We start from the raw sequence: 23,871 nt of genomic DNA on the forward strand, positions 1-23,871 counted from the left end.
TTTATCCCCCCTGCATGGGCGCAAGCACTTCAAGCAGCGCGCCCTCGGTCAATGCGGTGGTGCCGCGTGCGGCAGCGGGAACGAATGTTCCGTTCAGCGCGGTGGCAACGGTGCCGGTAAAGCCGGCCTCGGTCAGGGCTTCTTCCACCGTGGTGGCGGCCAGCGTTCGCTGAGTGCCGTTAATCGTGATCTTCATCCATGAACTCCGGTCGTTGACCTGTTGTGATGTGGTCGGCCACCATCTGCGCGACGGCAGGGGCCAACAGAAAGCCGTGTCGGTACAGGCCGTTGGCATAAAGCGTATCGCCATGGCGGCGGATGCGGGGCAGGTTGTCGGCAAAGGCCGGGCGCGCATCCGCCCCCGTTTCGATGACCTCGGCCTCGGCCAGTGCCGGATGCAGGGCATAGGCCGCCGACAGCATTTCAAGCATGGCCCGCACGGTGACAGGGCCGCGATTGTCGCTCTCGATCATCGTGGCGCCCAGCATGTACAGCCCGTTGCCACGGGGGACGATGTACAGGGGGATGCGCGAATGCAGCAGGCGCACGGGTCGGGTCAGATTCAGGTCCGGGCAGCGCAGAACCAGCATCTCCCCCCGTACGCCACGCAGATCCGTCAGCCGGTCCCGCGCGGCAAGGCCCCGCGCATCGATGATCCGGCCCGTTGCGGGCGCTCCGAATTCCACCTCCGACAGGCCTGCCGTCAGTCGTGCCAGGGCCGTGCGGGGGGACAGGTGCGCCTCGGTCGGGAAATACAGCCCTTGGGCGAACCTGCCTGCCAGATCGGGTTCCAACGCCGAGATCCCGTCGGCATCCAGCGTTTCGTAATCGGTGGTGCGGCGGGCAAAGCGCGACAGTTCGCTGCGATCACGTGCCGGGCTGATGACCAGCGTTCCGGCATGGGTCACAGGCACGCCGCGTCCGGCCCACCATGCCGCCGCCAGACGGCCAAGACGCACCACGGGCTCCTCGGCCGAGGCACCCTCGCAAAAGGGGGCCAGCATTCCGCCCGCATACCATGAACACGCCTCCGGTCCGGCCGGGCGGCCTGCAATGCGGACGGGAACGCCACGTGCGTGTAATTCGCTGGCGATGGACAGTCCCATCACCCCTGCACCAAGCACGGTAATCATTCCTGACTCCAGAGTTCGTGGAAATGGTGGACCGGCCCATGCCCCTGACCGATGGCCAACCGATCCGCCGCGCGGATCGCACCGTGCAGCCATTCGTGGGCGCGGGCCAATGCGGCCTCTACGGGCATGCCCCGTGCCAGACCCGCCGCAATTGCGGCCGACAGCGAACATCCCGTACCGTGCGTGTTGCGGGTGGCGATGCGCGGGGCGGTGTATCGCGTCACCTTATCCCCGATCAGCAGGTCCGTGCAGATATCCCCTGCCGCGTGTCCCCCCTTCATCAGCACGAAACGCGGGCCCAGGGCCCGAAGCGCGCGGCCCTGTTCAATCCGCTCAGCTTCGGTCAGGGCCGGGGTGGTGCCCAGAAGCCGGGCCGCTTCGGGCAGGTTCGGGGTCAGCAGATCGGCACGGGGCAGCAGCAATTCGATCAGCGCCGCAATTGCACCTTCGGGCAGCAGCGCATCACCGGATTTCGCGATCATCACCGGGTCCAGAACGACGGGGCAGTCGGGCAATGCATCGGCAACGGCAAGGATGGCCGCCTCATCGCCGACCATGCCGATCTTTATCGCATCGGGCGGTATGTCTGTCGCAACCGCGCGGATCTGGGCCGCGATCATATCAGGGGCGACGGGGGCAACCGCCATGACGCCACGGGTGTTCTGTGCGGTAATGGCGGTGATCGCGCTGGTGCCATACACCCCGAGCGCGGAGAACGCCTTCAGGTCCGCCTGAATGCCCGCGCCGCCGCCACTGTCGGACCCTGCGATGGTCATGGCCGTAATCGTCACATACGCCTCCGGTTCTAGGGGGCATGACGTACGGGTGAACGGGATTCTGCCTTGGCCTATCGCGGATGGATTGCCCCGCGAACAGTTGTGGCACACTCGTTCCCTACGCCGGCATGACCCGGATCAGGTTCGATGGGTCAGTGCCAAGCACCTCTCAGCCCCGGTAACGGGACCCCCCAACGAGTTGTTGTCCATTACGCTACGAGCGGGAGGGCAGACTTACAACCGGATTTTGCAGCAGGACGAATATTCCGAGTTTTTTGGATTATCTGTCCAAGTGTTCTGCGTGGGTGGCGCGAGGGAAATGGGGTTCCATAACGAATGCCTTGATTGGATTTCCGGTACTTTTTCCAATCCAGAAGGTGAAATATTTATCTTGCCCCGACCGTCTGGCAGTCCGAAATAGCGGGCATGTTCATAGAAGGGTGACAGGCCATGAAGACGATTGTTCTTGGCGCGCTGACGGCCATGGGGTTGGGCAGTCTGGTGAATGCGGGTCCGTTGATGACCCCGATGTCATTGGCCGAGGATAAGGCAGCGCCCCTTATTCTGGACATTCGCGGCGCGGCCTATGACAGCGGGCATATCGAAGGGGCCGTTTCGGCTCCTTATCCGCTGTTTCGTGGCCCTGCGGAAAACCCGGGTCAGTTGGTGCCCGAAGAGGAGTTGGAGCAGCGTCTGCGCGCCCTTGGCGTCACTCTGGATCGGCCGGTTGTTGTCGTACACCAAGGCAGTGATGATACCGACTTTGGCGCCGCGGCCCGGGTATATTGGACGTTGAAATCATCAGGCGTCACCGATCTTGCAATCCTGAATGGCGGCATGGACGCCTGGCGTAATGCCGGCTTGCCCGTGGATGACGATCCGGTCGTTCCCGTGCCTTCGGATGTGGATATCATCTTTTCGGACCAGTGGCTGGCCTCCCGCGCGGATGTACAGGACATCGTGGCGGGCAGGCAGAACGCGGCTCTGGTCGATGCCCGTCCACCTGCCTATTACGAGGGAAGCATGGCGCATCCGGCTGCCGATCGGCCCGGCACCTTGCCCGGTGCGCAGAATTTGCCGCACAGTGAATTCTTTGGCGGCTCAGCGCAAATTGGGGATACGACGCTGGCGCAATCTGTCGCAGCACGTTTGGGCTTGGGCGCCGAGGCAGAGGTCGTGTCCTTCTGCAATACCGGGCATTGGGCAGCCACCGAATGGTTTGCGCTGTCGGAACTGGCAGGGATGCCCAATGTAAAGCTCTATCCTGAATCCATCGTCGGATACTCTCAGTCAGGTGGAGAGATGGAAAATACGCCGAACCTGTTCCAGAACCTGCTGCGTCAGGTGCGGGGGGCGAACTGATGGCTGCGGCACAAACCGGCGGTGCCTTGGGGCGGGGCGGCCTGATCGCCGCAGCTTTGGCAATCGTTGCGATCGTAGCCCTGTTTGTCGGCGCGCGCTACGGGCTGCTGCTGGCCATCGGGCTGGGGTTCGGCGTGGCGCTGGAGGGATTGCGCTTTGGCTTTGCCGGCCCGTGGCGTGCGATGATCCTGCGCCGTGATCCTGCGGGTATTCTGGCACAGCTTCTGGCTATCGGGTTGGTGGCTATCGTCGCCTTTCCCCTGCTGGCCACACATGGCGCAGAACTTTCGGGGGCAGCCGCGCCGATCGGCTGGGCCATGGCCGGCGGCGCGTTCGTGTTCGGCATGTGCATGCAGATCGTTCTGGGGTGCGGGTCCGGCACCCTGGTCAATGCGGGCAGCGGCAATCCCGTCAGCCTGTTGGCATTGCCCTTCTTTGCAGTCGGCAGTTTTGCCGGGTCCTACAACCTTTTGTGGTGGACCGATCTGGGATCCCTTCCCATTCTGGTGCTGGAAGGCGGGCGAGGGCTGGCGATCACGGTCGTATTGCTGCTGGCCGTTGCGGCAGTCCTGATGCTGCTGGCCGCCCCCGGCACACGCATGCCGTCCGGTCGGCTGCTGGTTGCCGCAGTGGCGGTTGCAGCGCTTGCGCTGGCCAATCTGGTCGTGGGCGGCCAGCCTTGGGGGGTGGTATACGGATTGGGCCTATGGGCGGCCAAGGCTGCATCGACATTGGGCATGGATCTGTCTGCCTCGGGCTTCTGGGCGGCGCCGAACAACGCCGCGCGATTGGGGCAAAGCGTGCTGACGGATGTGACCTCATTGACCAATCTGGGGATTGTGGCAGGCGCGTTCGGGGTGGCCGCGTGGCGTGTGGGTGGACTGTCGCAACCCATCCCGAAGCTGCCGGCACGGGCGTGGGCCGCAACGGTCGTGGCCGGATTTCTGTTGGGGTATTCCTCGCGCCTTGCATTCGGGTGCAATGTGGGCGCGTTCTTCTCCGGTATTTCCACCGGAAGCCTGCATGGATGGGTGTGGTTCGCGATGGCGTTTCCGGGCGCTGCGCTGGGCGTGTGGCTACGACCGATACTGGGACTGGAGGCGCGCCGATGACACGCCGTATGACAGCATTTCTTGCCGTTGCCGGATTGGCTGCAATGGTGGCGCTGGATGTGGCAGGGGCCCCGCCGAACCCCTACCAGGCGCCGCCAATGCTGGCGCTTGGGTCAGGGGTTGCGGCAAGTGGCGGCTTTTGCGGCGCGTTGCCGAATTAGGGGGCGGGGTAGGCCCCCGCACCAAGCGCGATTTGCAGCGTGGCATAATCCACAGCCATGTCACGGATCGAGTCGACCAGCGACAGGCGCGCCGATGCCAGGGACCGGTCGGTATCCAGCAGATCCAGCAATGACAGGGCGCCCGCCTCGAAGTTCTGCTGCGACAGGTTCAGCGCACGTTCATAGGAGGCTGCCGATCGGGCATACGCATCTACGGTCTGCTGATCGCGCCGCCATGTGCTGTTGGCCGATTGCACATCCTCGATCGCGTCAAGCACGGTGCTGCGCCATTCGATTTCGGCTTGCCGCGCCTCGGACGCCGTTTCGTCGCGGACTGCCCGCAATTGCGGCTGGTTCAGCAGCGCCAACGAGATGGATGGCCCGAAGCTCCACGCGTTGCTGCCCCCTTCGGTGACGGACCCTGAAAGGGTGACCGAAGGATAAAGATCGGCAGTGGCTGCGCCCAGATCGGCCACGGCCGAGGCGAAATCACGCTCGCTTTCGCGGACATCGGGACGGTTGCGGACCAGATCCGCAGGAACGCCCGTGGAAACGCCGCCCCGCGCACGGGGCTGTGGCGCGCCGCGCTGCATCTGGGTGACCAGCGGTTGTGCCGGTTCTGCCAGAAGGGTGGCGATGGCATAGACGTTGGTCAGGAAGGTGGTTTCCAGTTCCGGCAGGGAGGCGCGCGCACTGTCCAGCAATGCCTGCACCTGTGCTTCTTCCAACTCGGTTGCGGCACCTGATGCCCGCTGCGCCACGGTAATATCCAGCGTGCGCTGACGGCTGGCGATGGTCTGGCGCGTCAGCTCGATGGCGTTCTGGGCATAGCGCGCATTGAGGTAGGCCCCGACGATCGAGGTCAGATAGGCCAGTCGGGTCACGCCCTCGTTTGCCTGTGCCGCCCCCAGATCGGCCACAGCCGCCTCCCGTTCACGGCGGATGCCGCCGAACAGGTCGATCACGAAATCCGCATCCAATGTGGTGGAACTGTTGGTGCCTGCGCTGATGGTATCGCTGCCGCTGCGGGTGGAACTGCCGGTGATGTCTCCATCCACCGAGGCCGACAGACCGGTTTGCCGCAGGGCAGCCTTTGCCGCAGTAATCCGTTCATAGGAAGCGGCAATGTCGAGGTTCTGCTTCAGACCGCGCGATACCAGCGTGTTCAGCATGTCGTCGTTATAGGCAGTCCACCATTTGCGCGAGGCAACCTCGCCAATGGCCGCAGCGCTGCTTTCGTTGAAGGTCGACGAGACCTTCATGTCAGGCATCGTATAGTTCGGGCCAACTGCACAACCGGCTACACCCAACATCAACACAAATGGATAAAATTTCATGAGGTCGCTTTTTCCTTTGTGCGGAAGATTTTACGAATGATGACAAAAAAGGCCGGTACAAGAAAGATGCCGAGAAGCGTCGCCGTGGTCATCCCCCCGAGCACCCCGATCCCGATAGCATTCTGCGCCCCTGCACCGGCCCCCGTGGCGGTGGCCAATGGCACGACCCCGAGGATGAACGCGAAAGAGGTCATCAGGATGGGGCGAAGCCGCTGACGTGCAGCCTCCAATGTGGCCTCTACCAGACCGCGCCCCTGTTTTTGCAGATCGACGGCGAATTCGACAATCAGGATGGCGTTCTTGGCGGCAAGGCCGATGGTGGTCAGAAGGCCGACCTTGAAGTAGACGTCATTGGCCTGTCCCGCCAGCATGGCCGCCGAAAGGGCACCGATGATCCCGACCGGCACGGCCAGCATCACGGCAAACGGGATCGACCAGCTTTCATAAAGCGCGGCAAGGCAGAGGAATACCACCAGAACCGAGATCGCATAGAGATAGGGTGCCTGATCGCCTGACAGCCGTTCCTGATAGGACAGCCCCGTCCAGGCCGCACCGTAGCCACCCGGCATCTGCGCAACCAGCTCTTCCATGCGGGCCATCGCCTCACCCGACGAAACGCCCGGCGCCGGTGTGCCCGACAGCTCGATCGAGGAAGCACCGCCATAACGCTTCAAGGAGGCGGGAACCTTTTCCCAATCCAGGGTCGTGAAGGACGGGAAGGGCACCATTTCCCCGCCGGTATTGCGGGCGGACCAGCGCAGCACATCATCAGGCTGCATCCGGAACGGCGCATCGGACTGCACGATCACAGGGCGCAATTCCGACCCCATTTCAAAATCGTTCACGTCATCGCCCGAGAAAATGGTGCTGAGCATCGCATTCACCTCGGTGAGGGACAGGCCGAAGCTCTCGGCCTTTTGCGCATCGATATTGATCCGCAACGCCGTCTGGTCACGATCTTCGGCCCCGCGCAGGTTCATGACCTTGCCGTCTGCCGTGGCAACTTCCACCAGATCGGCTGCGGCGGTCCGCAGGGCATCCTGCCCCTGACCGCTCTGGTCCAGCAAGGACATGGAGAAGCCCGAGGTGTCGCCCATGCCCGGAATGGCCGGCGGCTGCAGAACGTTCACCCGGCCCAGTCGGTTGATCCGCGCCATTGCTCTGTTCGCACGCTGCGCCACTGCGGTGGCCCCCAGTTCGGGATTGCCCGCACGCTCGTCAAAATCCTTCAGCTGGACAAAGACCATGGCGGCATTCTGAGAGTTGCCGCTGAACCCGAAGCCAAGCGCGGCAAAGGTGCTTTTGACTGCATCCGGTTCCTTGGTCAGGAAATAGTTTTCAACCTGGCGGACCACGGCGTCGGTCTGGATGCTGGTGGAGCCTTCGGGCAGGCGCACCTGCACCATCAACGATCCCTGATCCTCGGTCGGCAGGAACGAGGAGGGGATGTTCACGAACAGCACCCAGATCAGCCCGATCGCCGCCGCAAGCGCGACAAGCGCCACGAAGGGACGTTTGAGGATGGTGCGGTTGGTCGAGACATAGCGGGTGGTGAACCGGTCGAAATTACGGTTGAACCAGCGCGCCGCGGCATTACCGCCCGCATGGTTGCGCGGCTTCAACATGGTCGCGCACAGCGCAGGTGTCAGGATCAGGGCCACGAGTACCGACAGGACCATCGCCGATATGATCGTGACCGAGAATTGCCGGTAGATGATACCGGTCGATCCCCCGAAAAAGGCCATGGGCAGAAATACCACCGACAGGATCATGCCGATGCCGATCAGTGCACCGGTGATCTGCCCCATGCTTTTCTCGGTTGCCTCGACCGGACCCAGACCTTCTTCCTCCATCACACGCTCGACGTTCTCGACCACGACAATGGCATCATCCACCAGAAGGCCGATGGCCAGAACGACCGCAAACATAGTTAGTGTGTTAATGGAGTATCCGAGGACTGACAATACACCGAATGTCCCCAGCAGAACCACGGGAACGGCCAGCGTCGGGATCAGGGTCGCGCGCCAGTTCTGCAGGAAGACGAGCATTACGATAAACACGAGAACGATCGCTTCCAGCAGCGTGTGTTCGACCTTCTCGATGGACAGCTTTACAAAGGGGGAAGTGTCATAGGCATAGGCAATGCTGACACCTTCGGGAAAGGCATTGGCCATTCCGTCCAGAACGGCACGCACATTCGCTGCCGTTTCCACAGCATTTGCGCCAGTCTGAAGGTTGACCCCGAAGCCTGCGGCATTCTTGCCCGAAAAGCGCGAGTTCCGGCCGTAATCTTCCTGGCCGATCTCTACGCGCGCAACATCCCCAAGATGGACTGCGGCCCCGTCCTCACCGGTTTTCAGCAGGATCAGGCGGAATTCATCGGCGGTGGTCAGCTGGCTCTGCGCGGTGATCTGCGCGGTGAACTGCTGTGCCTCCGTGGTGGGCTGGTCCCCCAGCGAGCCGACGGTGACGGTGCTGTTCTGGGCCGCAACCGCGCTGGTCACATCGTTCGGGGTCAGCTGGTATTGTGCCAGCTTGTCCGGATCCAGCCAGATCCGCATTGCATAGCCGGAGCCGAAGACATTGATGCCCCCCACGCCGGGCGTCCGTTCGATTGGCCCCTGTACGGTTTCCTCCAGCATGTCTGCCAGCTGGATGGCATCGTATTTGTTATCCTCGCTGACCAGGGCGCCGACCATCAGGATCGAGGTGGTCGATTGACGCACCCTCACGCCCGAATCCTGCACCTTGTCGGGCAGCTGGCTCAACACACGCGACAGTTCGTTCTGGACATCCACCTGCGCATCATCACCGTCGACGCTGTCATCAAAGACCATGGTGATGGAGGAGCTGCCCGCGCCCGATGATCCGGTCATGTACAGCAGGCCGTCAAGGCCGGTCATCGCATCCTCGATCACGGTGGTCACCGAGTTCTCGACGGCCTGGGCAGAGGCCCCCGTATAGCTTGCGGTGATGCGGACTGTGGGTGGGGAAACTTCGGGATATTGCGAAATCGGCAATGTGGTCAGGGCATAGGCCCCGAACAACATGGTAACTATCGCCAGAACCCATGCAAAGATCGGGCGGTGAATGAAAAATCTTGCCATTCGATCAACCGTTCCCGTTTTCGATCACGCCATTGGCGCTGATTGTCACGGGAACAGGCTCGATCTTGGTGCCTTCGCGCATGGTTTCGATATTGTCGACCATCAGGCGGGCACCGTCCTCCAGCCCTTGGGTTACGATCCACGCCTTGTCGGTGCTGCCCACGGTGTTGAGCATGATCTTGCGGGCCATGTTCTCCGCATCCAGCGTCCAGACCGAAATGGTGCCGTCCGGCTCCAGTCCGGCGGCCAGCTGCGGGATCAGGAAGGCATTGGCCGTTCCCAGCGTGACCGAGGCCCGCACGAACATGCCGGGCAGGATGACGTGATCGGGGTTTGCAAACTCCACCCGGATACGCACCGTTCCCGTGGTGGTGGATACGGTCGAGGATATGGTGCGCACGGTTCCCGTGCCGTCATAGACCTCACCGTTTTCAAGGCTGAGCGCGATATGAAGCTGATCGCCTTCATCCACATCCCCATTGGCGATCCGGGCGCGGAACTGCAGCATGCGGGCGCTGGACTGGGCCAGATCCACATAGATCGGATCCAGTTCGGTAACGGTCGTGAGCGTGGCGCTTTGCCCCGAGGTGACAAGGTCCCCGATAGAGACATCGGGAATGCCCGCCACACCCCTGATAGGGCTGACGATCGTGGCGCGGTCAAGGTTGATCCTGGCGGCTTCGGTCGAAGCCTCGGCCTGGCTGATGGCGGCGCGCACCTGCAGCAGGCTGACGTTCGCGCTGTCCACATCGGCCTGTGTCACGCCGGTACCGGCAAGGCGCTTGTACCGCTCAACGGTAGCTTCTGCTGCGGGAAGGGCGGCCTGTGCGCTGGCAAGCTGGGCTTCGGCCGAGGCCAGTTCGGCGCGATAGCTGCGGTCGTCGATGCTGAACAGGGGGGCTCCGGCCTCTACCTCCGAGCCGGGTTCGTAATCGATGCTGGTGATGATGCCGTTCACCAACGGGCGGATATCGGCATCGCTTTGCGCGGTGGCCTGCCCTGTCAGGGGAACGGTCAGGGGAACCGTCTCGCGGGTCAATGTCACGAACCCGGCACGTGCCGGTCCTGTCGGGGCGCCGCCAGGTCTTCCCTGCGCCTCGGCGAATCCGCCGACACAAAGAAACGCTGCAAGCGCGACCCCGTACCGTATCCATCGGCCTGCGCCTGTGCGTTGGGTATGTGTCATATATGCCTCGTGTCGAGAAAACGCCCGTTGAATGATGTTACGTGGTGATACGCAGGTTCCGTCGGTTAATACGTATCATTTTGTATCACGGATGCGTGATCGTGTGGCAAGGTCCTTCATCCGTGGCTCCACCCCCTCGACCTTAGGGGGGAGTTGGGGCAAGGTCTCGCACAAAAGCTGCCAAGGAATTGCAATGACCGCACAGCCCGACACCTTTCGCCATGAGGGTGACGATTCCCCCTCCATTATGGAAATCGTCACCTCGCCGCGTGCGCTGACGCGCGAAACGATGGCCGGCATCGTAACCGCGCTGGCACTGGTCCCGGAAGTGATTTCGTTTTCGTTCATCTCGGGCGTTGATCCGAAAACGGCCCTGATCGCATCCATCGTCCTTTGTCTGTCGATGTCGGTGCTGGGCGGTCGTCCGGCCATGGTCACCGCCGCTGCGGGATCGATCGCGCTGGTGGTCGGCCCGATGGTCAAGGAGTATGGCGTCGAATATCTGCTGCCGACGGTGGTTCTGGCGGGGATCATGCAGATCGGCTTTGGCGTGTCGGGCATGGCGCGTCTGATGCGGTTCGTGCCGCGATCCGTGATGATCGGATTTGTGAATGCACTGGGGATCCTGATCTTCGCAGCACAGGTGCCGCATATTCTGGGGGTTCCGGCTGCGGTGTACCCGCTGTTCGTACTGACGCTTGCCATCGTGCTGTTCCTGCCGCGGCTGACCAAGATCGTTCCATCGGCGCTGGTCGCGATCGTGGTGGTGACCAGCATCGTCATCTTCGGTGGCATGTCCGTGCCGAATGTGGGGGCCGAGGGTGATATGGCGCCGGGCCTTCCCGGATTGACGCAGCTTCTGGTGCCGCTGTCCATGCAGACCCTGTCGATCATCTGGGCCCCGGCGCTCAGCGTGGCGCTGGTCGGCCTGCTGGAGACGCTGCTGACCGCCAAGCTGGTGGACGAGATGACGGATACCCGGTCGCATAAGGGGCGCGAAAGCTGGGGTCTCGGCGTGTCCAACATCCTTGCAGGGTTCTATGGTGGCGTGGGGGGCTGCGCGATGATCGGCCAGACGGTGGTGAACGTGCGGATCGGTCGTGGCCGCAGCCGTGTCTCCACCTTTGCCGCGGGGATCGTGCTGCTGCTTCTGGTTACCGTTCTCAGCGGTGTCATGGCCCAGATTCCGATGGCGGCGCTGGCTGCCGTGATGATGATCGTGGCTGTCGATACGGTGAACTGGCACTCTGTCCGCCTGTCCACACTTCGCCTGATGCCGCTGCCGGAAACATTCGTGATGGTGACCACTGTCGTGCTGACCCTGCTGACGCACAACCTTGCCATCGGTGTGGGCGGGGGCGTGATCTTTGCCGCGCTGATGTTCGCCCGCCGCGTGGCCCATGTGATCGACGTGCGCCGGTTCGAGGCGGACGGCAAGGTCCGTTACGAGGTTTCCGGCCCGCTGTTCTTTGGCAGCAGCAACGATCTGTTCGAGCGGTTCCGCTATGCCGATGATCCGCAGCATGTCACGATCGATTTCGCTGGCGCGCAGATCTGGGATGCATCGACGGTGGCCTCGCTGGATTCCATCGCCACCCGCTACCACGATCGCGGGCACGAGGTGACGTTTACCGGACTGGATACCCGCAGCGCGGCATTCCACGGCCAGCTTTCGGGTAAGCTAGGCTAGGGCGCTGCCCGATCTTGTCAGACGGTAGATGTCCATGATCCATCCATGATCGGCCCGCGCAGCAGCGCGGGCCGATATGATTTGCGGCCCTGTGCTGCCCAGGGGGCCGGCCAGTGATATCTCCTGCGGCATGCCGGCAAAGGCCGTCCACGCAATATGCAGACCAGCCGGATCCAGCATCTGGAACGCGCAATTCCCGTCCAGCATGACGACCAGCGTCTGGGCACCGGGCGGCCATCCGTGATCGCGCAACTGTCGGCCGGTGGTAATCGTCACCGGCCCGCCAAGCGTGTTCATGGGGATCGCATGGGCCGCGCATAGCGCCTGAATGGAGGTGATGCCCGGAACCACCTCTACCTGCAGGGGAAGATGGGCGGCCAGCCGCGCCGCAATCCGCAGGCTGCTGTCATAGAGTGAGGGATCCCCCCAGATCATCAGCGCCACATGGCCGTTGCCAGAGGGCAATGCATTGCGGATCGTTCGTTCCCATAATGCGGCGATGGCATCATGCCACGCCTCCACCCGCGCGTGGTAATTACGGATGGCTGGATCGCGGACAGGCAGGGTCAGGGGGGCGATCATTGGATGGGGGGCAGGAACCAGCGTATCCAGCATCATGCGGCGCAGATCGGCCAGATCCTTTTTGCCTGCCCCTTTTTCAGGGATCAGCAGCAGATCCGCCGCCCCGATCGTACGGATGGCCTGAAGCGTCAGGTGTTCCGGGTTGCCCGTGCCGATGCCGATCAGGGACAGGCGGATCATGCCAGCGCCCCATACATGATCAGGGCAGGTAGGGGGCCGGGGGGCGTTGCGCCCAGAAACCGTGCCAGACCGTCAACCGTATCCCGCGTGATCTTCTGATCCGGGTGCCCGACGCCTTCGGCCATCAGGGCCGAGGTTTCTGCCGGCAGGCCCAGATCCATCAGCCGGGCGGCAAATCCGGCAAAGGTACGGCGCGCCATGAACAGCACGGTCACCGCATGCGGATCCGCCAGTGCGGGCCAGTTCAACCCTTCGGGCAACCCGCCATCCAGTCCGGCCCCCGTTACGAATTGCACACGTCGCGCCGTTTCCCGCCGGGTCAGCGGAATGCCCGCCACGGCGGCGGCGGCCAGTGCCGAGGGCACCCCGGGAATGATCTCATAGTCGATGCCAGCGGCGCGAAGGGCGATCAGCTCCTCTTCCAACCGACCGAACAGGCCGGAATCACCGGATTTCAGGCGCACCACCCGTTGCCCGCTTCGGGCATGTTCCACCAGCAGGCGACAGATGTGATCCTGCTTCATGGACAGGCGGCCCGCGCGTTTACCCACAGCCACCAAGTCGGCCCCCTGGCGCACGTGGCCCAGCACCGGCCCCGAGGCCAGATCGTCAAACAGCACCACATCGGCGGCCTGCAACCGCGCAACAGCCTTCAGCGTCAACAATTCCGGATCACCCGGACCGGCGGAAACGAACGAGACTGTCATGCGTCCTCGGCGATCATGTGAAAGAAGGTGCCGGTCGCGATTCCGCCGCCCGCAAAATCACGGCGTGATCCGGTTTCGGAAACGGTATCCCCATTCGCATCGGTCACATGGGCCAGTGGCGCATCGGGGCGGTCCAGAATGGTGGCGTAATGGAATTCATGCCCCCGAACGCCCCGCGGCAGGTGCGGCACATCCAGCGTTGCATGGCGATAGCCCAGATTCATGCGCCGCTTGGCAAAGCTGGTTTCCAATCCCAGCAGCCCCGCCATTTCATATCGTACGCCATCTGCCGCAACCAGCCCGGCCCCCATCGCCATATATCCGCCGCATTCGCCATGAACGGGCCGCGTTTCGGCAAATTGGCGAAGTGCCGTTCGGAACCCGCTGCAGGCGGCCAGCCGCGGGGCATGCAGTTCGGGATATCCGCCTGGCAACCAGCAAAGGTCGGCACTGTCATCAGGCCCTTCGTCGGCCAAAGGCGAGAACGGCAGGATCGTGACACCAGCCGCGCGCCAGCCCGCAATCAGATGGGGGTAGACGAATGAAAAGGCCGCATCCCGCGCCAATGCGATCCGGCCCGCCGGGGCAGGTACCGTGCGCGATGCCCCGACCAGCGACGAGGGGCGCGCGGCATTTCGTAGGCGTGGCAGGTCCAGATGCGCCTCGGCCAGATCTGCCAGTGTATCCAGACGGGACTGAAGATCGGCGGTTTCCTCGGCCTGGATCAGGCCCAGATGCCGTTCGGGCAGCACGGTTCCGGCATTGCGGGGCAGACAGCCGAATACCTGCAACCCCGCCTCCTGCATGCCCACGCGCAAAAGCGCCTCGTGGCGGGGGCTTGCCACGCGGTTCAGGATGACACCGGCCACCCGCACATTGGGTCGGAAACGGGCCAGACCCAAGGCCGCCGCCGCCGCCGTCTGTGCCGCACCAGATGCATCGACCACCAGCACCACCGGCCAGCCGGTCATTTCGGCCAGATCCGCCGTTGCCCCGTTGCCGCAGGCGCCGGCCCTTGCCACACCGTCGAACAGCCCCATGGACCCTTCGGCCAGCACCAGATCCCCGCCATGGCCGGTAATCAGCCCTGCGATCCGGTCACGCCCCATGGCCCAGCTGTCAAGATTGACAGAAGCCCGCCCCGTCGCGGCGGTATGAAAGGCGGGGTCGATATAATCCGGCCCGCTTTTGAAGGCCTGCACTGACAGCCCGCTGCGGCTGAAGGCCCGTGCCAGCCCCAGCATGACGGTGGTTTTCCCGCTGCCCGAGGCTGCGGCAGATATGATCAGCCCGTTCATTCGGGAAACCGGGGTTCGGGGCCGGTGGGGCGAAAGCGGCGGTCATAATCTCCGGCATACAGGCGGCTTTCCCCGAACCCTTCGGCAGCCAGTGTCTTGCCAACCAGTATCAGGGCCGTACGTGACGGGCCTTCGGCAGCCAGACCTTCGATCGTGGCAAGGGTGCCGCGCACAACCAGCTCATCCGGCCAGCTTGCACGCCATACAATCGCGACGGGGCAATCCGCCCCGTAGTACGGCAGGCATTCCGCCACGACCTTCGGCAGGACGTGGATCGACAGATGGACGGCCAGCACAGCGCCCGTTGCGGCAAAGGCGGCCAGTGTTTCACCATCAGGCATGGCCGTGGCCCGACCGGAGGTGCGCGTCAGCACCACCGACTGCGCCTGACCGGGCAATGTCAGCTCTGCCCCGAGCGTGGCCGCCGCCGCCGCAAAGGAGGGTACACCCGGCGTGATATCGTAGGGGATGTCCAGCGCCCGTAGCCGCCGAAGCTGTTCACCCATGGCCGACCATACCGACAGATCCCCGGAGTGCAGGCGGGCCACGTCAAGGCCCGCAGCATGGGCAGCCTCTATTTCGGCCATGATCTCATCCAGACTCATCGGGGCGGTATTCACGATCCGCGCGCCCTTGGGGCAATGGGCCAACACCCCTTCGGGGACCAGCGATCCTGCATAAAGACAGACGGGGGAGGCCGCGATCAGATCACGGCCGCGCAGGGTGATCAGGTCGGGGGCGCCGGGGCCTGCACCGATGAAATGGACGGTCATAGGGGGTGTCCTTTGGCAAGGGCGGCAGTGGCCATCCCGTCGGGGGAAACAGATCGTGGTGCCAGCAGATGGGCGCCGGGCCCTAGGGCCGCGAGGGCTGACGCCTCGGCGACAGATCCGGTGCCATAGGCGGCCCGGCTTGCTGCACCTTCGGTCAGGGTCTGCTGCTTGTGCAGCAGGTGCAGCGGCACGGCAATGACGGGCAGGTCCAGGCAGGCCAGCGCAGGGGCCTTGGCCGCAACAGTGGCAACCGCATCCGGCACACCACCCGTGGCGGCCAGCGCGGCACGCAGCGATGCCTCCGTCACGCCATTGCGAAATCCGAAACCGGCAACGATCATGGCAGGCTCCATTGCGTGATAGGGCGGGACGGGGTCCAGCCGCGCAGCCGACCTAGGGGCTGCACCTCGGCAATGTCCAGCCGCAGCAGACGCCCCCCGTGGCGGGCATGCAGATCGATCAGCAGGCTTTCGGTTTCCAGCGTCACCGCATTTACCACCAATCGTGCCGGGGGCAGGGCTGCGAACAGCCGGGCACTGAACCCACCACCGACAAAGATCGCATCCGGTGCCCGTCCGGGCAGGCATTCGGGGGCGGTAGCCGTCATCACATCTATATCCACGCCGAAACCCTGGGCATTGCGCCGGATGTTATCGGCGCGCTCGGCCCGCGCCTCAACTGCGGTTGCCGTACCTCCAGCCAGACACCATTCGACCGCGACAGAGCCTGATCCCGCACCGATATCCCACAGATGCTCCCCCCGCCGTGGGGCAAGGGCGGACAGAGTCATGGCACGAACGGGGGCCTTCGTGATCTGGCCATCATGCGCGAACAGGCTGTCGGGCAGGCCGCCGCTGCGGGGCAGAAAGCCGGTGCCCATGGCTTCGATCGCCATGATGCAGGGGGCGCTGGCAATCAGCTCGAAGGTTTCCGCCGTGCTGTGCCGCAACCTTTCCCGCGGGCCACCAATCGCTTCACCCAGCCACAGCCGCGATGCGCCCAGTCCTTGTGACGTCAGCCAGGCGGCCAATTCAGTGGCCGCGGCACCGTCCCGCAGGGTCACGATAACCCTTGCCCCTAGATGCAGAACAGACCGCAGGCGTGCGAACGGCGTGGCATGCAGGCCAAGGCAGATCACATCCTCCAGCCGCCATCCGAGGCGCGCCGCCAAAAGCGACGGCGTGGAAGGGGCAGGCAGCGCGCGCCATTCATCCGGTGCCAGATGTGCGGCCAATGTTCCGCCAACTCCGTGCCAGAACGGATCGCCCGAGGCCAGAACCACGACGGGTCGCCCCCGGTGTGCCAATACGGGCGTTATGTCGAACGGCACAGGCCATGCCTGCCCCGCAATACCCAAAAGCGCCAGATGTCGTGGGGCACCGAACACCGTTTCGGCACGGTCCAGTGCGGATCTGCTTGCAGCGGGCAGGCCGTCCAGTCCATCTTCGCCCACACCGATGATGACAAGCCAGGGGTCAGCCATGACACGCATCCTTTTGCTGGGGGGCACGCTTGACGCGCGCCGCCTTGCCGCCGCGCTGACCGAGGGTGCGCTGGATGCCGTCTACAGCATTGCCGGGCGGACGGAAGCTTCGATCCCGGTGCCCCTGCCGCTGCGGATCGGTGGTTTTGGCGGTGCAACGGGCTTGGCCGATTTTATCCGGACGGAAAACATCAGCCATGTGGTGGATGCCACCCATCCCTTTGCCGCACGGATCAGCGCAAATGCGGTAGCGGCCTGTGCAGCCACCGGGACGCCGCTGATCGCGCTGGAACGGGCTGCGTGGGACGGTACGGGATGCATCCATGTGCCAGATATCAAGGGGGCCGTTGCAGCCCTGCCGGACAGACCGACGCGGGTGTTTCTGGCCATCGGGCGGCAGAATCTGGATGCCTTTGCAGGATTGCCGCATCATTGGGTGCTGCGACTGATCGATCCCGCACCCCAGCCGCTGGCCGGCGCAGAGGTGATCGTGTCGCGAGGCCCCTTCACGACCGAGGATGATACGGCCCTGATGCAGTCGCGGAACATACAGATCGTAGTGGCCAAGAATGCCGGCGGAAGCGGAGCACGGGCGAAATTGGACGCTGCCCGCGTGCTGGGCATTCCAGTCATCCTGATTGCCCGGCCATATATTCCGCCGCGCAGAACCTTGCACAGGGTTCGGGATGTGATGGACTGGCTTCATGCCACACCCCGGGGGGTATAGATCCACGGACCCGCACGTCGGGTTGCAGAACTGCCAATCAGGACGACAGTACGCATATCGGCCATTTCCGGGCGCGCCTCGGCCAGTGTTACCGTCCGCAGGCTTTGATCGGGGGTGGATACGGCACGGGCAAATGTTATCAGCCGACCCGGTTCACAGGTGCGCGTCAGAAGGTCCAGCACGCGGCCGAACCCCTCGGGGCGGGCGCGGGATCGCGGGTTGTAGAAGGCCATCGCAAAATCGCCCGCCACTGCCGCCAGCAACCGCCGTTCTATGGTGGCCCATGGCTTCAGGTTATCGGAAAGATTGATCGTGCAGAAATCATGGCCCAAAGGCGCCCCTGCCGCAGCGGCGGCGGCCAGCATGGCCGTAATTCCGGGCAGGACTGCAATGTCCAGCGCATGAAACGCAGGGTGCGGTTCCACCACCTCGAACACGGCAGAGGCCATCGCAAACACCCCCGGATCACCCGATGATACCACAACTACCCGCCGCCCTGCCGCGGCAAGCGTCAGGGCGTGAAGGGCGCGATCCGCTTCTACACGGTTATCGCTGGGGTACAGGGTCAGGCCATTCCGGGGGGCAATGCGTGCAACATAGGGAATATAGCCGACCACATCGGTCGCCTGTGCCAGAACCCCTGTCACCTCGGGGGTGACCATGCCCTCCGCACCCGGGCCAAGGCCCACGATCCGTAGCCAGCCGGTCATTCCAGCGCCTCGGGGCGACGCCCGTGGCCGTGAACCAGAACGATTGCGAAATAGGGGCAATCCGCGGCGTCCACATCGGCAAGGCGGGCAATCCGCTGACCGGGCATCGTGCCCCGCTCGACCAGCCATGCCGCCTCCAGCCTGCCGGCAGCGGCCAACGCCCGGCGGACTTTCGGCAGGTTGCGGCCCGTCTTCATGATCACAAGGGCATCGGCATCCCGCGCACGACGGATCAGATCGTCTTCGGGCAGGGTGCCGGCCAGAACGGTCAGCACATCATCCCCCCATGTGATGGGGACGCCCGTTGCCGTCCAGCATCCTGCCATGCCGGGAATGCCGGGAATGACCTCGACCTTCGCAATGCCCTGCACGCGCGAATGCAGATGCATGAAACTGCCGTAGAAGAAGGGGTCCCCCTCGCAGAGCACCACGATGGTTTCTGTCCGGGCCAATGTGGCCAGCCTGTCGGCCCAATGGTCATAGAATGCCGCCAGTGCCGCGATATAGTCAGGGTGGTCGAACGCAATCTCGGTGGTGACCGGATACTCCATCGGATATTCGACAACACCTTCGGCCAGCATCCCGTCGACGATCCGGCGGGCCTGACCAGCACGGCCCGCCTTGCGGAAATAGGCGACATGTCTGGCCGCGCGAATGGTGCGGTCGGCACGAACCGAAATCAGGTCCGGGTCCCCAGGGCCAAGCCCCGTGCAGATGATGCGGCCCGTCATTCTGCGCGGCTCGCCAAGGCATTTACCGCCGCCACGGTGATGGCGGATCCCCCGAGCCGCCCATCCACCACAACCGCGGGGCAGGGCGGCGCAGCCATGAGGGCAGCCTTGGATTCCGCAGCCCCGACAAAACCCACGGGGCAGCCGATGATGGCGGCAGGGCGCGGGCAGGCCGGATCTTCCAGCATGTTGAGCAGATGGAACAGCGCGGTCGGCGCATTGCCGATGGCCACCACGGCCCCTGCCAGATGTGGCCGCCACAGTTCCAACGCGGCAGCCGAACGGGTGTTGCCCATCTTGCGGGCCAGGTCCGGCACCAGCGGATCATGCAGTGTGCAGATCACCGCATTGTCTGCCGGAAGGCGCGGTCGGGTAATCCCCTCGCTGACCATCCGCGCATCGCAAAGGATGGGCGCGCCTGCGGCAAGCGCCTTCCGTGCGGCCAGGGCCATGCCGGGGGTAAAGCGGATATGCGCCTCGAGCCCCACCAGACCTGCGGCATGGATCATGCGAACGGCAACAGGCTCCTCTTCCGAGGTGAAGCGGGCCAGATCGGCCTCGGCCCGGATGGCGGCAAAGCTTTGGGCATAGATTGCCGCACCGTCGGTTTCATAGTGATGCGGCATTGTCATCCTCGGGTCGGGTAGGGGGGTAAAGCCCGGTTCGCTGTGGCGGGTCCGCTGCCAGACCGAAGGGAATCAACCCGAACCCGTCTGCCATGCCCACCAAGGTGGGTGCAGGATCATGGGGCCGCGCGCAACCCTTGGCACAGCCGGATATGTGCAGAACGCCCATTCCCTGCGCTGCCAGACGGCGGGCAAGGGGCCGGGTCGCCTGCAACCCTTGGCTGCAGGCGGGCGCGCCGGGGCAGGCAACGACACGGCGCAACGGATCATCTTCCCGCAGGATCAGGCCGTCCACCGGGGGTATTGCCACGCCCGGCAGAAACAGCGCGCGCCATGGCGTCAGCACGACGGTGCCAAGAGCCCTCAGCGTGGGGGCATCCAGTTCACCGAAGGGCAGCCCCACCAGCGCCCCATGGGTGTGCATCCCCAAAGCGGGGGTGACGGCATGGACAGGGGCAATGTTCCCCGTCAGGTGATCTGGCAGCGGTACATCATGGGCTGCCATCCGCCCGGCGCCTCCTGTCGCCACGAACCATTCGGCCATGTCATGCACGGCGGCCACGGCATCGGTTACGGATCTGCCCAGCGGCCGGCCATCGGCACGGATGATGGTGCTTCCGTCAATGCCCCGCTCCAGCCGGATATCGCCGGAGACATGTGCCATGACCCGTGCCTCGCCGCGATCCAGCACGATACCGAATTTGGACGGGAGGGCTGGAAGCCCGTTGATCCGTGTTTCCAGCGGATCGGTGGTAAAGGGGGCGGACAAGACGGGCGGGCTGTCCACCGCCAGTCCCGCATTCTGCAGCGCGCGCACCAGTGGCGGATGCGTCGCTGCGGAAACACCGCGGATCTGCAGCCCGGCGCGGGAAGAGAGGTCCATGCGTCCGTTCCCGAACCGCAGCGCCATATCCGCCACGGCCTGCGCCTGGTCGGCGGACAGGCGCCCCGCGACCGGACGCAGCCGTACGATCAGGCCATCCCCCGATTGCATGGGCCGCAGGGTAGAGGGGCACCATCCGCGTTTCATAGCGTCACCGCGATGGAGTTGCTTCGGGTTTGCCACAATCCTGCTGCAGCCAACCGCCGGAACAGATCCTGCAGCGCCGAAAGCGCCGCCGGGTTGGCAGCTTCCATGAAGGCGACGACGTCCCGTCGGCCAAGGGTGGCCTCGTGGTACAGATCGAACAGATGCGGGGGGACGACCCCTGCCATATGGGCAAAGGCGGCCATGTTTTCAGCCGTGGCCGTGATTTCCGCGGCCCCGCGAAATCCGTGGGCGCACATGCCATCAATCCATACAGGGTTGCTGGCGCGCGCGCGGACGATGCGGGCTATTTCCTCGGTCAGGGGGCGGGCGCTGGGCGTTTCGGGGTTGGTGTTATCCAGATGATACAGGGCTGGCGTGGCCATTCCCAGATAACGCTTGGCTGCGGCGATACCCGCCTCATGGCCCGCATAGTCTGCGGCCAGCAGAAGATCGCTTTCAGCCAGATCCTGCGTGTGGACGAATGCATCCGCGGTTTTCAGCCTCGCCTCCAGCCCGGCGCGGTCAGGGCGGCTTTCTCCATCTGCACCGATTGCCCATTCCGATGCGGCCAACCATGCGGCACCGGCCGCATCGCGTGCAGCATCGGTGAACTCGGGGTTCGGGTCCATGCCCAGCCCGTATTGCGACGGTCGTGGGCCGAAGACGCGGGGCGCGCGGTTGCAATAGGGACCGCCATCCTCGCGCTGGGCCAAGGCCTCGGCGCCCGCCTCGAACATCTGCGCCAATCCGGGGAATATGTCACGGAACAGGCCGGACACACGCAGCGTCACATCAATGCGTGGCCGGTCCAGAAGGGCCGGGGGGATCACCTCGTATCCGGATACCCGACCGCCATCCCACAGTGGTGCCAAACCGGCCAGATGCAGGGCCATGGCAAAATCCTCACCGGCGGTGCGCATCGTGGCACTGCCCCACAGGTCGATTACAAGGCCCGAAGGCCAATCGCCGTAGTCCTGCAGATGGCGGCGCAGCAGTTCTTCGGCCAGCCGTATGCCCTGTGCATGCGCGGCGGGGGACGGAACGGCGCGCGGGTCGGTGGCATACATGTTCCTGCCCGTAGGCAGTACATCATGGCGCCCCCGCGCGGGAGAGCCGGAGGGACCCGCAGCCACCTTGCGTCCGGCAAGGGCGGTGATCAGCCCGTCCCGCTCGGCCGTCCCGCATTGACCCCGCCCGTAGATATGCAACCCTTCGCCAAAGCGGCTTTCCTTCAGGTCGCAAACAAAGCGGTCGATCTGCGGAATGGCCTCGGCTGCGCTGGCATCCAAGGGAATGGCAAGATCCTCCTCCACCCCGGCCGCGCGGGCAAGGTCGCGGATATCGGCAATCAGCCGGGTACGTCGCGAGGGATCAAGGCCGTCAGCGGTGGAATATTCGTCCAGCAGCCGCTCCAGTGCTGCAAGATTTTCAGGCAGGGAGGCTGTGGTCAGGGGCGGCGGCATATGACCCAGCGTTACCGCGCCGATACGGCGTCGGGCCTGGGCTGCCTCACCCGGGTCGTTGACGATGAACGGATAGATGACGGGCAGAGCCCCTGTAAGCGCCTCGGGCCAGCAGGTGCCCGACAAGGCCACCGATTTTCCGGGAAGCCATTCCAGCGTGCCATGTGCGCCGACATGCACCAGCGCATCTGCCTGGCCCTGTACCCAGAGATAGAAGGCGACATAGGCATGGCAGGGTGTGCGTGTCAGATCATGGTAGCTGTCGGCGCGGGTGGCCGGATCGTCACGGTCGGGCTGCAGGGCCACAAGCGCGGCCCCGCGCCGCGTGACGGTAAATGTGAAATCCCCCTTCGGGGGTCCCCATGCCTCGGCCAGATCATCCTGCAAGCCCTGCGGCAGGGTTTGCAGCGCCGCCAGATAGCTTTCCAGAGGCCAGGTGTAGGTGTCACCGGTCAGGCCCGTGCCGGTGATCCGGTATCCTGCAGAGGCCAGATCCGCCAGCATTGCCTCGGCAGAGGCAAGGGCATCCAGCCCCACGGCATGGGCCGCCTGATGCGTGCGCCCCGGATAGGTTGACAGCACCATGGCCACCCGCTTTTCCGCTGGGGGCCGGCGCAGACCGTGCCATGCCTTGATGCGCGCTGTAATGGCCGCAATACGTTCAGAGTCCGCCCGATGCGCAAAGCGTGACCATTGCAGATCAGGATCACGGCGCAGCGGCTGCTTGAAACTGGCAACGCCTGCAAAGATACGGCCATCTACCTCTGGCAGCACCACATGCATCGCCAGATCGGACGGGGACAGCCCGCGATCCGAGCCGGCCCAATCACGCCGTCGCGCCGTGGATAGGGCCGCCTGAAACACAGGGGCGTCGATATGGTCAAAGGGCGTGGTGCCATTGCCGTCGCGCGCCGAAAACGCCGTCAGGTTCAGGATTGCCGCAGGTGCGCCCAAGGTGCCCGCCATCCATTCCGAAACACCCTCGGCCTTGAGAGAGGGGGCGAACACCCCGTAGGAGGTGAACCCGGCCCCCCGCAATGACCGTATCAGGGCCGCCACCGTATCGGTATCGGCAGCCGTCAGGTAACTGCGATAGAAGATCACCGGAACCGCCGTTCCCTCGGGCGCCATGGGCAGGATGCCTGCATCGGGGCACCATAGGCCCATCTGCGGCAGTTCCTTGAGGCCGCTTACCGGCCCTGCATACAGGCCCGCAGACAGGGTGAGTTGTGCCAGCGCCGCATGGGCCGCAACCTCGCCCCCTGCATCGCACAATGCCTGGAGCCGCCGCAGAGTGCTGACAGGCACGGTCGAAAGTTCATCCAGTCGGGGGTCCGGCCTGCCATCCGCGGGCAGGATCGCAAGGGCCAGCCCCTGCCTGCGTGCCATGTCCTGCAAGGTGGCCAGCCCGTAGGGCCAATATCCCTCGCCCCCGATCAGGCGAACCAGAACCGCCTTGGCGCCCGAAAGCACCGTTTCAGCGTATTGATCTACCGAGACGGGATGTTTCAGCGCAATCAGGTTGCACAGCCTGAGAGAGGGCAGGCCATCCCGCCCCCGGTGCCATCCCGCCGCGAAAGCGCCCAGATCACTGTCCGAGAATGACAGCACCACCAGATCCGCCGCCGTCTGGCCCGGATCGAAGGGGGTGGCGACCTCGTCCAGCCCGTGGCTTTCGCGAAAGACGACATGCATGG

22 protein-coding genes and 1 riboswitch are annotated in these 23,871 nt (G+C 64.3%); of the genes, 5 read left to right on the forward strand and 17 right to left on the reverse strand.

The window, feature by feature from the left end:
• Nucleotide 1: 1 nt before the first annotated feature.
• The 3 genes from thiS to thiD are packed head-to-tail and all read right to left on the reverse strand — an operon-like array spanning nt 2 to nt 1,909.
• Nucleotides 2-196: a sulfur carrier protein ThiS gene (thiS, locus tag TR36_RS07135; RefSeq protein ID WP_045390570.1), complete on the reverse strand. Its 195-nt coding sequence runs from the start codon at nt 194-196 to the stop codon at nt 2-4.
• Nucleotides 180-1,133 (reverse strand): FAD-dependent oxidoreductase, encoded by a 954-nt coding sequence (locus tag TR36_RS07140; protein ID WP_045390567.1) that lies wholly within the window; start codon nt 1,131-1,133, stop codon nt 180-182. The genes thiS and TR36_RS07140 overlap by 17 nt, the downstream gene beginning before the upstream one ends.
• A complete protein-coding gene (thiD, locus tag TR36_RS07145; protein WP_045390985.1) occupies nt 1,130-1,909 on the reverse strand; it encodes a bifunctional hydroxymethylpyrimidine kinase/phosphomethylpyrimidine kinase in 780 nt (259 codons plus the stop codon). Before thiD ends, TR36_RS07140 begins: the two co-directional genes overlap by 4 nt.
• A gap of 98 nt (nt 1,910-2,007) precedes the next feature.
• Nucleotides 2,008-2,113, reverse strand: a riboswitch (TPP riboswitch).
• Nucleotides 2,114-2,359: 246 nt separating this feature from the next.
• Between thiD and TR36_RS07150 the strand changes: the two genes are divergently transcribed.
• The 3 genes from TR36_RS07150 to TR36_RS15745 are packed head-to-tail and all read left to right on the forward strand — an operon-like array spanning nt 2,360 to nt 4,544.
• Nucleotides 2,360-3,271, forward strand: coding sequence for a sulfurtransferase (locus TR36_RS07150; RefSeq protein ID WP_045390564.1), 912 nt, complete (start codon nt 2,360-2,362; stop codon nt 3,269-3,271).
• Nucleotides 3,271-4,383 carry a YeeE/YedE family protein gene (locus TR36_RS07155; protein WP_045390561.1) on the forward strand — a complete coding sequence of 371 codons (1,113 nt, stop codon included), beginning with the start codon at nt 3,271-3,273 and terminating at the stop codon, nt 4,381-4,383. The genes TR36_RS07150 and TR36_RS07155 overlap by 1 nt, the downstream gene beginning before the upstream one ends.
• Entirely contained in the window at nt 4,380-4,544 is a 165-nt protein-coding gene (locus TR36_RS15745) for a hypothetical protein (protein WP_192841329.1), read from the forward strand. The genes TR36_RS07155 and TR36_RS15745 overlap by 4 nt, the downstream gene beginning before the upstream one ends.
• Here the strand turns inward: TR36_RS15745 and TR36_RS07160 are convergent.
• The 3 genes from TR36_RS07160 to TR36_RS07170 are packed head-to-tail and all read right to left on the reverse strand — an operon-like array spanning nt 4,541 to nt 10,174.
• A complete protein-coding gene (locus TR36_RS07160; RefSeq protein WP_045390558.1) occupies nt 4,541-5,881 on the reverse strand; it encodes an efflux transporter outer membrane subunit in 1,341 nt (446 codons plus the stop codon). The genes TR36_RS15745 and TR36_RS07160 overlap by 4 nt on opposite strands.
• On the reverse strand, nt 5,878-8,988 hold the full coding sequence (locus TR36_RS07165) for an efflux RND transporter permease subunit (RefSeq protein ID WP_062762858.1): 3,111 nt from the start codon (nt 8,986-8,988) through the stop codon (nt 5,878-5,880). The genes TR36_RS07160 and TR36_RS07165 overlap by 4 nt, the downstream gene beginning before the upstream one ends.
• 4 nt (nt 8,989-8,992) lie before the next feature.
• Nucleotides 8,993-10,174, reverse strand: a complete 1,182-nt coding sequence (locus TR36_RS07170; protein WP_052362595.1) for an efflux RND transporter periplasmic adaptor subunit — start codon at nt 10,172-10,174, stop codon at nt 8,993-8,995.
• A gap of 193 nt (nt 10,175-10,367) precedes the next feature.
• Between TR36_RS07170 and TR36_RS07175 the strand changes: the two genes are divergently transcribed.
• A complete protein-coding gene (locus TR36_RS07175; RefSeq protein WP_062762861.1) occupies nt 10,368-11,864 on the forward strand; it encodes a SulP family inorganic anion transporter in 1,497 nt (498 codons plus the stop codon).
• Here the strand turns inward: TR36_RS07175 and cobF are convergent.
• Genes cobF through TR36_RS07205 form a run of 6 tightly spaced genes read right to left on the reverse strand, consistent with a single transcriptional unit; the run spans nt 11,856 to nt 16,887 of the window.
• Nucleotides 11,856-12,626: a precorrin-6A synthase (deacetylating) gene (gene cobF, locus TR36_RS07180; RefSeq protein ID WP_045390551.1), complete on the reverse strand. Its 771-nt coding sequence runs from the start codon at nt 12,624-12,626 to the stop codon at nt 11,856-11,858. The genes TR36_RS07175 and cobF overlap by 9 nt on opposite strands.
• The gene (gene cobA / locus TR36_RS07185) at nt 12,623-13,333 is read right to left on the reverse strand and encodes a uroporphyrinogen-III C-methyltransferase (protein ID WP_045390548.1); all 711 of its coding nucleotides are present in this window, start codon (nt 13,331-13,333) and stop codon (nt 12,623-12,625) included. The genes cobF and cobA overlap by 4 nt, the downstream gene beginning before the upstream one ends.
• A complete protein-coding gene (locus tag TR36_RS07190) occupies nt 13,330-14,631 on the reverse strand; it encodes a cobyrinate a,c-diamide synthase (protein WP_045390546.1) in 1,302 nt (433 codons plus the stop codon). Before TR36_RS07190 ends, cobA begins: the two co-directional genes overlap by 4 nt.
• Entirely contained in the window at nt 14,628-15,404 is a 777-nt protein-coding gene (gene cobM / locus TR36_RS07195; protein ID WP_062762864.1) for a precorrin-4 C(11)-methyltransferase, read from the reverse strand. Before cobM ends, TR36_RS07190 begins: the two co-directional genes overlap by 4 nt.
• Nucleotides 15,401-15,745 carry a cobalamin biosynthesis protein gene (locus TR36_RS07200; RefSeq protein ID WP_045390541.1) on the reverse strand — a complete coding sequence of 115 codons (345 nt, stop codon included), beginning with the start codon at nt 15,743-15,745 and terminating at the stop codon, nt 15,401-15,403. The genes cobM and TR36_RS07200 overlap by 4 nt, the downstream gene beginning before the upstream one ends.
• Nucleotides 15,742-16,887: a bifunctional cobalt-precorrin-7 (C(5))-methyltransferase/cobalt-precorrin-6B (C(15))-methyltransferase gene (locus TR36_RS07205; protein ID WP_062762867.1), complete on the reverse strand. Its 1,146-nt coding sequence runs from the start codon at nt 16,885-16,887 to the stop codon at nt 15,742-15,744. The genes TR36_RS07200 and TR36_RS07205 overlap by 4 nt, the downstream gene beginning before the upstream one ends.
• Here TR36_RS07205 and TR36_RS07210 point away from each other — a divergent pair.
• Nucleotides 16,886-17,614 (forward strand): cobalt-precorrin-6A reductase, encoded by a 729-nt coding sequence (locus tag TR36_RS07210; RefSeq protein ID WP_062762870.1) that lies wholly within the window; start codon nt 16,886-16,888, stop codon nt 17,612-17,614. The genes TR36_RS07205 and TR36_RS07210 overlap by 2 nt on opposite strands.
• Here the strand turns inward: TR36_RS07210 and cobJ are convergent.
• The 5 genes from cobJ to cobN are packed head-to-tail and all read right to left on the reverse strand — an operon-like array spanning nt 17,590 to nt 23,869.
• Nucleotides 17,590-18,324: a precorrin-3B C(17)-methyltransferase gene (gene cobJ, locus TR36_RS07215; protein ID WP_045390536.1), complete on the reverse strand. Its 735-nt coding sequence runs from the start codon at nt 18,322-18,324 to the stop codon at nt 17,590-17,592. The two genes, TR36_RS07210 and cobJ, sit on opposite strands and share 25 nt — an antisense overlap.
• The gene (locus tag TR36_RS07220; RefSeq protein WP_045390533.1) at nt 18,321-19,055 is read right to left on the reverse strand and encodes a precorrin-2 C(20)-methyltransferase; all 735 of its coding nucleotides are present in this window, start codon (nt 19,053-19,055) and stop codon (nt 18,321-18,323) included. The genes cobJ and TR36_RS07220 overlap by 4 nt, the downstream gene beginning before the upstream one ends.
• On the reverse strand, nt 19,052-19,681 hold the full coding sequence (locus TR36_RS07225; RefSeq protein WP_045390530.1) for a precorrin-8X methylmutase: 630 nt from the start codon (nt 19,679-19,681) through the stop codon (nt 19,052-19,054). Before TR36_RS07225 ends, TR36_RS07220 begins: the two co-directional genes overlap by 4 nt.
• The gene (locus TR36_RS07230) at nt 19,665-20,711 is read right to left on the reverse strand and encodes a hypothetical protein (protein WP_067397918.1); all 1,047 of its coding nucleotides are present in this window, start codon (nt 20,709-20,711) and stop codon (nt 19,665-19,667) included. The genes TR36_RS07225 and TR36_RS07230 overlap by 17 nt, the downstream gene beginning before the upstream one ends.
• On the reverse strand, nt 20,708-23,869 hold the full coding sequence (gene cobN / locus TR36_RS07235) for a cobaltochelatase subunit CobN (protein WP_062762873.1): 3,162 nt from the start codon (nt 23,867-23,869) through the stop codon (nt 20,708-20,710). The genes TR36_RS07230 and cobN overlap by 4 nt, the downstream gene beginning before the upstream one ends.
• Nucleotides 23,870-23,871 lie beyond the last annotated feature (2 nt).

It is taken from the genome of Falsirhodobacter sp. alg1, from assembly GCF_000739715.2.
In the GTDB taxonomy this organism is placed as follows: Bacteria; Pseudomonadota; Alphaproteobacteria; order Rhodobacterales; family Rhodobacteraceae; genus Falsirhodobacter.